This is a genomic window from Pseudomonas sp. M5, assembly GCF_016907075.1.
In the GTDB taxonomy this organism is placed as follows: domain Bacteria; phylum Pseudomonadota; class Gammaproteobacteria; order Pseudomonadales; family Pseudomonadaceae; genus Aquipseudomonas; species Aquipseudomonas putida_E.
Genome location: NZ_JAFBBH010000001.1, coordinates 3,364,314 through 3,376,971, shown reverse-complemented (window position 1 = coordinate 3,376,971; position 12,658 = coordinate 3,364,314). Strand labels below are relative to the sequence as shown.

At 58.0% G+C, this 12,658-nt stretch carries 10 protein-coding genes; 8 read left to right on the top strand and 2 right to left on the bottom strand.

All coding sequences use genetic code 11. The features are described 5' to 3' along the window. Window positions 1-80: 80 nt before the first annotated feature. The 4 genes from JOE27_RS15450 to JOE27_RS15435 all read left to right on the top strand — a co-directional run bounded on the left by JOE27_RS15450 (window position 81) and on the right by JOE27_RS15435 (window position 6,368). Window positions 81-2,981, top strand: coding sequence for an aminotransferase (locus JOE27_RS15450; RefSeq protein ID WP_204919163.1), 2,901 nt, complete (start codon window positions 81-83; stop codon window positions 2,979-2,981). A gap of 153 nt (window positions 2,982-3,134) precedes the next feature. Continuing rightward, window positions 3,135-4,241: an agmatine deiminase gene (gene aguA / locus JOE27_RS15445; protein ID WP_115273114.1), complete on the top strand. Its 1,107-nt coding sequence runs from the start codon at window positions 3,135-3,137 to the stop codon at window positions 4,239-4,241. 180 nt (window positions 4,242-4,421) lie between these two features. Then, on the top strand, window positions 4,422-4,619 hold the full coding sequence (locus JOE27_RS15440; RefSeq protein WP_012316698.1) for a hypothetical protein: 198 nt from the start codon (window positions 4,422-4,424) through the stop codon (window positions 4,617-4,619). Window positions 4,620-5,048: 429 nt separating this feature from the next. Then, a complete protein-coding gene (locus JOE27_RS15435; RefSeq protein WP_012316697.1) occupies window positions 5,049-6,368 on the top strand; it encodes an OprD family porin in 1,320 nt (439 codons plus the stop codon). A gap of 117 nt (window positions 6,369-6,485) precedes the next feature. On the opposite strand, the gene JOE27_RS15430 is transcribed toward JOE27_RS15435, so the two are convergent. Then, complete coding sequence (locus JOE27_RS15430) at window positions 6,486-8,147, bottom strand: FMN-binding glutamate synthase family protein (protein ID WP_177010679.1); 1,662 nt, start codon at window positions 8,145-8,147, stop codon at window positions 6,486-6,488. Window positions 8,148-8,512: 365 nt separating this feature from the next. Here JOE27_RS15430 and JOE27_RS15425 point away from each other — a divergent pair, with 365 nt between their 5' ends. The 4 genes from JOE27_RS15425 to JOE27_RS15410 all read left to right on the top strand — a co-directional run bounded on the left by JOE27_RS15425 (window position 8,513) and on the right by JOE27_RS15410 (window position 10,457). After that, a complete protein-coding gene (locus tag JOE27_RS15425) occupies window positions 8,513-8,920 on the top strand; it encodes a type II toxin-antitoxin system HicB family antitoxin (RefSeq protein WP_204920639.1) in 408 nt (135 codons plus the stop codon). 327 nt (window positions 8,921-9,247) lie between these two features. Next, window positions 9,248-9,535 carry a helix-turn-helix domain-containing protein gene (locus tag JOE27_RS15420; RefSeq protein ID WP_204919161.1) on the top strand — a complete coding sequence of 96 codons (288 nt, stop codon included), beginning with the start codon at window positions 9,248-9,250 and terminating at the stop codon, window positions 9,533-9,535. Window positions 9,536-9,786: 251 nt separating this feature from the next. Then, complete coding sequence (locus tag JOE27_RS15415; protein ID WP_204919159.1) at window positions 9,787-10,017, top strand: DUF4160 domain-containing protein; 231 nt, start codon at window positions 9,787-9,789, stop codon at window positions 10,015-10,017. Beyond that, complete coding sequence (locus JOE27_RS15410) at window positions 10,005-10,457, top strand: DUF2442 domain-containing protein (protein WP_204919156.1); 453 nt, start codon at window positions 10,005-10,007, stop codon at window positions 10,455-10,457. The genes JOE27_RS15415 and JOE27_RS15410 overlap by 13 nt, the downstream gene beginning before the upstream one ends. 427 nt (window positions 10,458-10,884) lie before the next feature. Here the strand turns inward: JOE27_RS15410 and JOE27_RS15405 are convergent, their stop codons facing one another. Next, complete coding sequence (locus tag JOE27_RS15405; RefSeq protein ID WP_204919154.1) at window positions 10,885-12,639, bottom strand: anti-phage dCTP deaminase; 1,755 nt, start codon at window positions 12,637-12,639, stop codon at window positions 10,885-10,887. Between the last annotated feature and the right edge of the window lie 19 nt (window positions 12,640-12,658).

The window sequence follows — 12,658 nt, the reverse complement described above, 5'->3', positions numbered from 1 at the left end:
ATCATCATTTCATCATTGCCACTTGTGTATCGGCCTTGGCAGTGGCGAGATAAGCGAAAAGTAAAAGAGGTTCCATCTTCATGCCCCTCAGCACCCTGATCCAGCGTTCCAGCCTGCCAAGCCCTTCGCTCAGCGAAGCCCAGGCGCATGCCTTGCTTCAGGCGCATTACGACCTGGCCGGCAGCCTGACTACGCTGGGCAGCCAGCAAGACCTGAACTTGCGTCTGGATACGGGGCAGGAGCGGTTTGTGCTCAAGGTTTGCCATGGCAATTATGCCCAGATGGAACTGGAGGCGCAGCATGCGGCGCTGGCTTACCTGCGCGGGCAAGGGTTGCCGGTACCTGCCGTACGCCCGGCACGCGACGGCCAGTCGTTGTTGGCACTGGACATCGATGGCCAACCGCTGCGCGCCCGCCTGCTCGATTATATAGAAGGGCAGCCGCTGACCCGCCTCAAGCACATGCAGCCTCGCCTGATGGCCGAACTGGGCGCGCTGTGCGCCCGGGTCGACAAAGCCTTGGCCGATTTCGACCACCCAGGCCTGGTGCGCACCCTGCAATGGGACCCGCAACACGCCCAGGCGCTGATCGAGCATTTGTTGCCAGTGCTGCAGGATGCCGGGCAGCGCACCCGCCTGGAGCAGGCCACTGGCCTGGCCGCCGCACACCTGGCACCGCTGGTGGACGCCTTGCCGAGCCAGGCCGTGCACCTGGACATCACCGATGACAATGCCGTCTGGGCCCGCGATGAGCAGCGCCAGTGGCAACTGCAGGGCATCATCGATTTCGGTGACCTGGTGCGTACCTGGCGCATCGCCGACTTGTCGGTGACCTGCGCGGCCTTGCTGCACCATGCCGAAGGCGACCCGCTGCGCATCCTGCCGGCCGTGCGCGCTTACCAGGCCCTCAACCCGCTGAGCGAAACCGAGTTGCGCGCCCTGTGGCCGCTTGTGCTCAACCGCGCTGCGGTGCTGGTGCTCAGCAGTGAGCAACAACTGGCCGTGGACCCGGGCAACCAGTACATCCGTGACAACATCGCCCATGAGTGGGAGATCTTCGATACCGCTACCGCCGTGCCTTTTGCCCTGATGGAAGCGGCCATTGTGCAGGCCGCCGGCATCGAACCGAGCCGACCGGACCTCGCCGATTGCGCCCTGTTGCTGCCGGACCTTGCCCGTGAGGCGGTAACGCGCGTCGACCTGGGCGTGCTCAGCCCCCACTGCGAGGCCGGTAACTGGGAGCAGCCCGGCTTCGATCAGCGTCAGCTGACGGCGCAGCCCGCGCCTGCTTGCAGCCTGCATGGCCAGTATCGCCTGTCGCAAACCCATATCGACCGCCCTGACGAGCCGGCCACCTGCGCCCTGGGCGTCGAACTGCACGTGCCCAACGGCAGTGCGGTACAGGCCCCGCAAGCCGGGACCTGGCAGCGCCACGGCGATGGCCGTGGCTGCTTGCGCACGGCACAGTGGGGCTTGTGGCTCAGTGGCCTGGAAGACACCCCCGCAGACGGGCAGGCCGTGGCCAAGGGGCAGGCGCTGGGCAGCAGCTGTGGTTTTCTCAGTGTGCAGCTGTGCCTGGACGCCAGCATCCAGCCTCCGCTGTTCGCTGCACCTTCCCAGGCTGCCGCCTGGCTGGCGCTGTGCCCCTCGCCTGCAGCTTTGCTGGGTTTCGACTGCGATGCCGAGCCGCTGGCCGACCCCCAGGCATTGCTGGCCCGCCGCGACGCCAGCTTTGCCCGCTCGCAGAAGCACTACTATGCACAGCCACCGCACATCGAACGCGGCTGGCGCAACTACCTGATCGACATGCAAGGCCGCTCTTACCTCGACATGCTCAACAACGTCGCGGTACTCGGCCATGGTCACCCTCGCATGGTGGCCGAGTCGGCACGGCAGTGGTCGTTGCTCAATACCAACTCGCGCTTCCATTACGCGGCCATTGCCGAGTTTTCTGAACGCCTGCTCAAGTTGGCGCCGGCGGGCTTTGACCGAGTGTTCTTGGTCAACAGTGGTACCGAGGCCAACGACCTGGCCATTCGCCTGGCCTGGGCCTACAGCGGCGGGCGCGACCTGCTCAGCGTGCTGGAGGCCTACCATGGCTGGTCGGTGGCGACCGATGCCATTTCCACGTCCATTGCCGACAACCCGCAAGCCCTGGAAACCCGGCCCGACTGGGTGCACCCCGTCGAGGCGCCGAATACCTTCCGTGGCCGCTACCGTGGCGCAGACAGTGCCGGCGACTACCTGCGTGACGTCGATGCCAAGCTTGCCGACCTCGATGCCCGTGGCCGTCAGCTGGCCGGCATGATCTGCGAGCCGGTTTACGGCAACGCCGGTGGTATCTCGCTGCCTGCGGGTTACCTGAAAGAGGCGTATGCCAAGGTCCGTGCCCGCGGCGGTGTGTGCATCGCCGATGAAGTGCAGGTGGGCTATGGCCGCCTGGGTGAGTACTTCTGGGGCTTCGAGGAGCAGGGTGTGGTGCCCGACATCATCACCATGGCCAAGGGTATGGGCAACGGCCAGCCACTGGGGGCGGTGATTACCCGGCGCGAGATTGCCGAGGCGCTGGAGGCGCAGGGCTACTTCTTCTCCTCGGCTGGCGGCAGCCCGGTGAGTTGCCGTATCGGCATGGCGGTGCTGGACGTGATGGACGAGGAGGGGTTGTGGCAGAACACCCGCGAAACCGGGCGGTATTTCAAAGCGCGCCTGCAAGCGTTGGTCGATAAACATCCGCTTGCCGGTGCCACGCATGGTTCGGGTTTCTATCTGGGGCTGGAACTGGTGCGTGACCGCCAGACGCTGGAGCCGGCCACTGAGGAAACCATGGTGCTGTGCGACCGCCTGCGTGACTTGGGGATCTTCATGCAGCCGACCGGCGACTACCTGAACATCCTCAAGATCAAGCCGCCGATGTGCACCACGCGCGCCAGCGTGGACTACTTTGTGAACAGTGTGGACCGCATCCTGTCCGAAGGGTTGTAAGCATCAGCGATGCCGCTCATGTCGATTGTTATCGGCCTGAGCGGCATTTTTATCAGCCGCTCAGCGTTTTCATCCTTTTAATGCCGATATATATCGGTTATAAAATCGGCATCCAAATTGACCATCGGCCTAGGGCCTTTGCAGAGGTTACCCATGAAAACCCTCAACTCCACCCCCCGCGCCGACGGTTTCCACATGCCCGCCGAATGGGCGCCGCAAAGCCAGGTGTGGATGGTCTGGCCTGAGCGTTCGGACAACTGGCGCCTGGGAGGCAAGCCCGCCCAGGCTGCCCACGTCACCCTGGCCAAGGCCATCGCCCGCTTCGAGCCGGTTACCGTGGCTGTTTCTGCCGGCCAGTACGAAAACGCCCGTCGTCAGCTCGACCTGCCCAACATCCGTGTGGTGGAAATCAGCAACGACGACGCCTGGGTACGTGATACCGGCCCGACCTTCGTCATCAACGATTCGGGCGAAGTGCGCGGTGTGGATTGGGGCTTCAACGCCTGGGGCGGCTTCGACGGCGGCCTGTACGCGCCGTGGAACCGCGACGAGGAGCTGGCAGCCAAGGTGCTGGAGATGGAGCGTTGCCAGCGCTACCAGACCGAAGGCTTCGTGCTTGAGGGCGGCTCGATCCATGTGGACGGTGAGGGCACCCTGATCACTACCGAAGAGTGCCTGCTCAACCGCAACCGCAACCCGCACCTGAACCGTGAGCAGATCGAAGAGATCCTGCGTGAGCACCTGGCGGTGGAGACCATCGTCTGGCTGCCCGATGGCCTGTACAACGACGAAACCGACGGCCACGTCGACAACTTCTGCTGTTACGTCAGCCCAGGCGAAGTGTTACTGGCCTGGACCGATGATTCCAACGACCCCAACTATGCGCGCTGCCATGCCGCCTATGACGTGCTGAAAAACAGCCGTGATGCCAAAGGCCGCGAGTTTGTGGTGCACAAGATGCCCATTCCTGGCCCGCTGTTCGCCACTGAAGAAGAGTGCGCCGGCGTCGATCAGGTGGTCGGTAGCCAGGAGCGAGACCCGTCTGTACGCCTGGCCGGGTCCTACGTGAACTTCCTGATCGTCAACGGCGGCATCATCGCGCCAAGCTTCAATGACCCGGCAGATGCCCAGGCCAGAGCCATTCTGGCCAAGGTCTTCCCGGACCACGAAGTGGTGATGATCCCCGGGCGTGAGCTGCTGCTGGGCGGTGGCAACATCCACTGCCTGACTCAGCAGCAACCGGCGCCGGTCAAGCGCTGAAGCAACGCTGCAGAAAAAGCCCGTCGCCTGACGGGTTTTTTTGGGCCGCGACGTCCGGCATGTCGAAATGGCATATGTTTTGTATTGTTTTCAGGGAGTTAACTCAGCAGTACGGTCACTCCGTTCTGTAACAATCAAGACGTAGATTAGCCGCTCACGGGGTAAGGAGTACGTGTAGACATGAACACAGCAAGTGAGACGGCTTTGCGCCCATCGGCAGTAAATCACCAAGCGCTGAAAACCTTGGCACATTGGTTGAAACACCATGGAAGCAATCGGGTCAGGACGACCGACCCACGACGTTTGCTGGATGGCCGCTACCCGCAGGGCCTGATCAGCGATGCGGAGCTGGAAGCGCTGCTGGGCGTGTGGCACTGAACAGGGCAGGAGCCCGCACCACCCTTGAGAAACGCCACCGCACTTGCGGTGGCGTTTTCATTTGTGGGGGCCAAGGCCGGCCCTGTAACACTTAATCCCAGAATTGCCCTACGCGACAAAGCGACTTACCTGACCCAAGATAAATTGCCCGCTGATAGCGCGAACATGCAAGGAAATGCCCTGTTCGATCGCATTATTTTGGTTATATCGACCTGCATTTCACGAGTTTTTGACATTTGTAATCGCACGCGGCTAGGATTCGGCCAACGCCTGCTGGCCATGACCTGGCCATGCTGCTGCACAAGGCCCGCCACACGACCATCGGCGGGCCTTTCAGTTCGGATCCGCATAGCGTCGAACCTACGAAGGGGCGTTGGTTCCTGGCGTCATATTGCAGAGCGTTTTTGATTACGAAATAAGGAAAACAAGATGTTGAAAACCAGGATCAGCCTGGTCGCTTTGGCGATGATCGCCGCGACCCAGGCCCAGGCCAACGAGCAGGCCGAGAGCAAGGGCTTCATCGAAGACAGCCACGCAAACGTTCTTCTGCGTAACGCTTACATCAACCGTGACAAGAAACACGGTACCGATGACCAGATCGAATGGGGCCAGGCGGCAATCGCCAACTTCTCCTCCGGCTTCACCCAAGGCACCGTGGGCGTGGGCGTTGACGCGTTCGGCCTGTATGCCGTACGCCTGGACGGCGGCAAGGGCCACAATGGTGGCGCTGGCGTTGACTTCTTCAAGCCAGGAAACACCAAGAACGCCGACGGCAACGCCAGCGGCCCGCATGACCTGGCCCGTGCCGGCGCGGCTGTGAAGTTCCGCATCTCCAACACCGTGCTCAAGTACGGTGACCAGATGCCGTCCCTGCCAGTGCTGCAGTACGATGATGGCCGACTGCTGCCAGAAAGCTTCACCGGTACCCTGATCACCTCCAAGGAAATCCAGGGCCTTGAGCTGAACGCCGGCCGCTTCACCCAGGAAGCGCGCAAGAGCGCCGAGCGTCGTGACGGTGGCGGCCTGAAGTCGATCAATGTCTTCGGCGGCAGCTACAAGTTCACTGACAACTTCACCGCTTCGCTGTACACCGCAGACAACGAAGACGTGATGAAGAAGCACTACCTGGGCCTGAACTACGTCTTCCCGATCGCCAACGACCAGTCCCTGACCCTGGACTTCAACGGTTACAAGTCGGACATCGACAAGCAGTACGTCCAGGCTGCCGGCCTGAACGGCGACTCCAACACCATCTGGAGCCTGGCCGCTACCTACGCCTACGGTGCACACTCGTTCACCCTCGCGCACCAGCGCAGCACTGGCAGCACCGGCTACAACTACGGCTGGTACCAGAACGAAGGTGGCGTGGGTGACGGTGGTTCGACCATCTACCTGGCCAACTCCTACTGGTCCGACTTCAACGCCGAAGACGAGCGTTCCTGGCAGCTGGGCTACGGCCTGGACTTCGGTGCCTACGGTATCCCGGGCCTGACCTACAAGTTGGCCTACGTGGTGGGTGACAACATCAACACCCGCAACAACGCTAACCCTCAAGGTTTCGGCGAAGGCAAAGAGCGCGAGATCTTCAACCAGATCCGCTACGTCGTCCAGGACGGCCCGGCCAAGGACCTGTCGATCAAGCTGCGCAGCTCGTTCCTTCGCACCAACAACGCTGTACAGCAAAACGGCTACAACGACGACGGCAACGAAGTCCGCGTATTCGTCGAGTACCCGATCAGCATCTTCTGATACTGATCTGGCAGAGGGCTGCCTCGCAGCCCGTTCGCCGGCAAGCCGGCTTCCACAGCCTGTGGGAGCCGGCTTGCCGGCGATGAGGCCGGTGCAGATGCCCGGCAATTCTGCCCTTCAAGCAGGCTCTGCTTCTTTTGTGCGAGCCGTTTTCGTTACAACCACTTCCCCCGTCTCCGGTGCAAAGCTGTCGCTGCGCGCCATCCGCCACATCCGCGCATAGAACTCGCTTTCGATCGAGCCGCTGAGCAATTCGCCGGGCTTGAGGAACTGATGCAAATCCGAAAATAGGCTTATCTCGCTGGTGCTGATGCGCCGTGCCAGGTGCTTGGGCTTGAGCTCCGAGGGGTGCTCCAGGCCGGCGGCCGCCAGCATCTCGGCCAGGGCGTGGAGGGTGTTGCGGTGGAAGCTGGCGACCCGCTGGGCCTTGTCCGGCACCACCAGCGCACGCTGGCGCAACGGGTCCTGGGTGGCCACACCGGTCGGGCACTTGTTGGTATGGCAGCTCTGCGACTGGATGCAACCGATGGCGAACATGAAACCGCGCGCCGAGTTGACCCAGTCGGCGCCGATGGCAAGCACGCTGGCGATATCGAAGGCGCTGACGATCTTGCCCGCCGCACCGATGCGGATGCTCGAGCGCAGGTTCAGGCCTACCAAGGTGTTGTGCACGAACATCAGCCCTTCACGCATGGGCACGCCCATGTTGTCACTGAACTCGCGCGGCGCCGCGCCGGTGCCGCCTTCCTTGCCGTCGACGACGATGAAATCCGGCGTGATGCCGGTGGCCAGCATGGCCTTGGCGATGCCCATGAATTCCCACGGGTGGCCCAGGCAGAACTTGAAGCCCACGGGTTTGCCACCGGACAGCTCACGCAGTTGAGCGACGAAGTGCAGCAGCTCCAGCGGCGTGCGAAAGGCACTGTGCGCCGCCGGTGAGATGCAGTCCTCGCCCACACGCACGCCACGGGTGGCGGCGATTTCAGCGCTGACCTTGTGCCCTGGCAGGATGCCGCCGTGGCCGGGCTTGGCGCCCTGGCTGAGCTTGATCTCGATCATCTTCACCTGCGGGTCACAGGCCTGGGCGGCGAAGCGCTGCGGGTCGAAGCGGCCTTGCTCGGTACGGCAGCCGAAGTAACCACTGCCGATTTCCCAAATCAGATCGCCGCCATGCTCACGGTGGTAAGGGCTGATGCTGCCTTCACCGGTGTCATGGGCAAAGCGGCCCATGCGCGCGCCGCGGTTCAGCGCCGCGATGGCGTTGGCGCTGAGTGCGCCGAAGCTCATGGCCGAAATGTTGAAGATCGACGCCGAGTAGGGCACCCGGCACTGCGGCCCGCCAATGGCGATACGGAACGAGGCAGGGTCCGGGGTTGCCACCGGCACCATCGAATGGCTGATGAATTCGAAGCCGGGTTTATAGGCATCGTTGAGAGTGCCGAAGGCTTTCTCGGCGCTTTCGTTCTTGGCCCGGGCGTAGACCAGCGACCGTTGCGAACGGGAGAAGGGCAGCTTGTCGTCGTCGCCTTCTATCAGGTACTGGCGGATCTCCGGGCGGATGGTTTCGATCAGGTAGCGGATGTTGCCCAGGATCGGGTAGTTGCGCCGTACTGCGTGATGGCTCTGGCGCAGGTCGTTCAGGCCAACCAGGCTGAGCAGGGCGGTGATCACCGTCAGCGGCCAGAGCCAGGTGAGCGTGGCAAGCAGGGGAAGGCTGGCGCAGGTGAAAATCAGGCAGATGGCCAGGCAGGCGTAACGGCTGGGTAGAGAGTGTTTCATGGGTCCATCGCAGGCAGGATGACCGGGGCAAGGATAGGGAAACTGGGCGCGCGGAAAACCATGGCAATTGGTAAAACACTGTTACCTGATGACGGGCTGGGGTGTGGCTTTGTGCACGATTCCCAGCCCTGTAGGTCAGCCTGTAAGCGGGTGGGTGCGGAGGGATTTATGGAGACCCGTGGAACATGTCATTTGCGGTGAATAGGGCGTTTAAGGCTTGCACCTACCGAGCTGCCTTGGAGGTGCAATTACGCAGATTCCTTCATGTATTTTTTGGTGACAACAATTTTCGCACCATATCCCTTGGTGGTTATAGTGTTGACAGGTCCGTGGTTGGCCATTCCAGCGTCCGAGGAGGAAACTCAGTGCTTTATCCAGTTGTGATTTTTCCTGGCGATGAGCAACACGCTTGGGGTATCGACGTTCCAGATATTCCGGGCTGTTTCTCAGCTGGTGATGATCTCGACGATGCTATGGCGATGGCCAAAGAAGCGATCGAAGGTCACTTGGAATTACTGGCCGAGGATGGAGCGGCGATTCCTACCGCTAATAAGTTGACCGTCCATTCGGCCAACCCTGAGTATGCAGGCTGCACTTGGGCAGTAGTTGGTATTGATATAACGAAATATCTAGGCAAGGCTGAGAGGTTGAATATAACCCTGCCTGGCCACTTGCTTAATCGTATCGACGAGTATGTAAAACATCACCCTGAGCAAAAAAGCCGTTCCGGTTTTTTAGCATCAGCTGCACTTAGAGTGTTGCAAGAAGCCTAATAGGGTTGTCGGTGTTAACCAGTTTCAGTAAATGAAATAACTAGGGAAAAATATTTGAACAGGATGTTCGCCAGGCTCAAAGGTGGCCTGGGCCTGTAGGAGATCAGTCAGTAACTGACAAGGCATGCTTGTCTAGAGTGCATAAATATGCCCGCCATTGTGGCGGGCTTTGCGTCTTTGAGCGGCTGCGGAAAATACAGACTGAATTATTATGTAATGTCGGTAAGCTAGATACGGCTTGGTTCCGATCTATCGCAATGGCATCGTGGATACCTGGGCAGATGAACAGAAAGCGAAGCTTCGCGTAATCAACAAAGGGTGGAAGTATTGGAAAATAATCTCTTCGATCGTCTAGTGGAAAGCATGACACAGATGGATGAGATCGATCGCGGTGAGCGCCAGCCTTCGCGCGAGTTCCACGTTGATGCTGTTCAGGTCAAAAAAATCCGCCAAGTAACTGGTCTCTCCCAGGCTGCCTTCGCCAAACGCATCAATGTTGCTGTAGGGACCCTACGAAATTGGGAACAAGGCCGCCGCGAGCCGGAAGGCCCCGCTCGTGCTCTGCTTCGTGCAATACACAATGACCCTGAGCATGTGCTTGCAGCATTGAGCTGACGTCTTCGGGGCAGCTTCAAGCCTTCCCTGTCCCTCCCAGTTAGTACCACGCTCCAACAATCCAGAACTAGGCTGAGAGCCACGTCACGCTTGGCCTCTAGCTTCGCAGGGCGTCTAGCCATCGCGACTTGTTGGGGGACGTCAGGGCAGAAGGTTGGCTTAGCCTGGGGAGTGACGCACCGCAGAGCGGCGTGACCTTCACAGAATAGCCATCACTTGATGCATCGCCAATTTGGCGATATCTTCAGATCATGTCTACCAAACACCGATTTCGTGACAAGTACCGCATCGAGCTAAGAGAGCGGGACCACTTACCGCCGCATGTGCACCTGACTGGTGGCGGTGTAGACGTGGTGATCAGCCTTGAATCTGTTGTCGTTACACAGGGCAAGGCACCAGCCAAAGTGGTGCAAGAGGCCCTAGCGTGGGTCGCGGCCAATCAGGCCGATCTGTTGAAGGAGTGGATGAAATGGCATCGATGAAGCGTCCCCGCCTGCGGGCTGTTCAGGCACGGCCCGGCGCACGGCTGGAGCTGACTTTTACCAATGGTCAGCGATTCGACTTGGATATGAGTGACGCGCTTGCCACGTATCCAGGCTTGGCACCTCTTGCCAAGCGTGAGGCGTTCCAAGGTGCTGTATTGGGTGACGGGGGCTGGTCAGTGGAATGGCCTGCGCTGGATATTCAAATCGGTGCAGACACCTTGTTGCTGGACGCCCTTGCCCAGACAGCGCCGGATGAAAACACGCGGATTTTCATCCGCTGGCGCCTGCGGCATCGGATGACGCTCGATCAGGCTGCCGAAGCACTGGGCGTTAGCGCACGTAGCATCAGCCGATATAGCAGTGGTCGAGAAGCTGTGCCGCGTACATTGGCGTTGGCCTGTTTGGGCTGGGAAACGTTGGGGCAGAAGGCTGCCTGAGCTTGGCGGGGCAGACCTGTTCTGGACAGCGAAAATAAAAAAGGCCCACCTTACGGTGAGCCTCTTTTGATACTGCGTATGGTGCGGCACCAGGAGTCGAAATTAATCTTATCTTATTGATTTTATGTGATTTTAAATTGTGGGGAAAAATCGTATCCCCTTACGTACCCTTTTCTGGGTATATAGGTAATTTCTATCTGTATTTTGTTGAATCAATCCGAAAAGGCCCTAGACAAAGGCGTTGAGCGAAAGGGGGCTTAAAAAACATAAGCCCCTGATTTCTATTTAGCGTTTAGGAAGGGAGGCCTGGAGTTGGGACTTACTGGATGCATTTTTTTCGGGGGATGCCTTCAAGGCCTCCTGCTTCCAAGATGGCCATTTCTCAACATCCCGTCGTGACTCATCAAGGTGCCGTAAAAAATCCTGTCTAGTTCCGGCCATCTGAATCTCCTTTTAGGTATGTGGATAACAGCGCTGCCGCTAGGCTTTCACGTTCTATATACGAGCATGGAAGCATCTGAATCCGCAGTTTTGCTGTTGATTCAGACCATGCTACGTTCTGGCCTTCGTCCGTCTTGCGAATTATAGGATAGCCGCTTCCCTGATTTGTAGAGAATAGATCGAAGAATTTTCGTGGCCCCACACCGATGAACGGTTGGAATAGAACGCCGTTTCCGGTCTGTCCGAGCGTTATAGCGTCAGAGTGGAATTGTTGAGCCTTACTCTTTGGGTAAGGTTCGACATAAATGACTCGTGCAACCCCAGCTGCAATAATGTGTTTAGCACAGTTATGGCATGGGAAAGTAGTGCAATATAGCGATGCATTCGAAGCGCTTATTGAAGACCTACTAGCTGAGAGTAAAGCCTCCATCTCAGCATGTACAACTCGACCATATTCAGTAATGTCTTTTATTCGACTATTCCGAATGTACGGGGCCATTTCTTCTCGAAGTTGAGGAGGGATAGAATTGATAATCTCGTCTATTATTATTCGTTTCTGAACAGCGTTTGAGTCCTCTCCTCGCATGTAGTCTCTGCCATCTGGCTGGTCAACTATTTCGTGTGCATCGTTTAACTCTGGCCAATATAGCCCCCCGCCAGCTTTAGGCACATCATTAGCACCTGTAGATATAATGCACTGCTCTCTAGTCAGAACTGCACCAACTTGACGAGATAAGTCAGCAGAACGTAAGGATGCTGAGAAGGCCATGAACATTGCATATTCATCGAAAGTTGGCGTGACATATGGCTTGCCAAAAAGCAAATCTAGGACTCGCCATATTTGCATCTTCAATAAGTCATGATTCGCGCCGAAGTCGATAAAGAAATCGGAGAGGTGATAAGTGTCGCGAGTGTGTTGGCCGTGCCCTTCGCGTTCGTTGGCGTCTTTGTCAATTAATCTTGACGCGTCGTCGTCATTTAATCTTAAATCTTTAACCAAATAATTTCTTCGGCGTTCATGGTCGGCATGCACTCCCAAGAGGAAAAAACCACCAGCGTAGATCTTCCTTAGTCGTTGCACCTCGTCGGGGTTTTTAAGAGAGTTTATTATATATGCTCGTCTTCGAGGTGCTGCATTACGCTTCTGATTGATGGTTGCTGCTGCACCTAGTGCCAATATTGAGTTGTCTTTATATTCTTTCCTTAAACGATTGCCTTCCTCCATGAAGCCATGTATCCGATCATATTCATTCGGCCCAGGCTTTGGAGGGTTGCCCAGCATTGCAATTACATCAGAAGATATTTTTATGTGTTCCGTGGTGTAAGAAAAGGCTTTGAGTCGCTCTTCTAGGATTTCGGCTACCGCTTTTAAATTCGTGCCAATTGATCCTACAAGCGCTATGACTAACTCGGAGTCTGAGTAAGAGTCATCTAGATAAGAAGGTTCTGACTCGGTCTCAATCGATAGGCTTTGAATTGCTTTAGCATCATCTTCTAACTGCTGTTCAGACTGTGATTGACTAGCTGAAGTCAATAGGTCGCCTACCACGCGACTGAGTTCCTCTGAGGCCAGTTGCTTGCCTTGAAACGTCATATTTCCAGTGGTCGGGTACCAATTCAGTATGCCGCCGCTGTTCGACCTGAATTGATGTTGGTTAGGATTTACCTCCTTCCAAGTTCCCGCTTGATCTAATTGAGCTAACCGGTTGCGCAGTTCTTGATATTCACCGTCAAAGCGCATGTCTAAGGTCTCCTGCCGC

Excerpts from the sequence above, each read along its gene's own strand:
- JOE27_RS15450 (WP_204919163.1), top strand. The coding sequence starts at position 81 with ATGCCCCTCAGCACCCTGATCCAGCGTTCCAGCCTGCCAAGCCCTTCG.
- aguA (WP_115273114.1), top strand. The coding sequence starts at position 3,135 with ATGAAAACCCTCAACTCCACCCCCCGCGCCGACGGTTTCCACATGCCC.
- JOE27_RS15440 (WP_012316698.1), top strand. The coding sequence starts at position 4,422 with ATGAACACAGCAAGTGAGACGGCTTTGCGCCCATCGGCAGTAAATCAC.
- JOE27_RS15435 (WP_012316697.1), top strand. The coding sequence starts at position 5,049 with ATGTTGAAAACCAGGATCAGCCTGGTCGCTTTGGCGATGATCGCCGCG.
- JOE27_RS15430 (WP_177010679.1), bottom strand. The coding sequence starts at position 8,147 with ATGAAACACTCTCTACCCAGCCGTTACGCCTGCCTGGCCATCTGCCTG.
- JOE27_RS15415 (WP_204919159.1), top strand. The coding sequence starts at position 9,787 with ATGTCTACCAAACACCGATTTCGTGACAAGTACCGCATCGAGCTAAGA.
- JOE27_RS15410 (WP_204919156.1), top strand. The coding sequence starts at position 10,005 with ATGGCATCGATGAAGCGTCCCCGCCTGCGGGCTGTTCAGGCACGGCCC.
- JOE27_RS15405 (WP_204919154.1), bottom strand. The coding sequence starts at position 12,639 with ATGCGCTTTGACGGTGAATATCAAGAACTGCGCAACCGGTTAGCTCAA.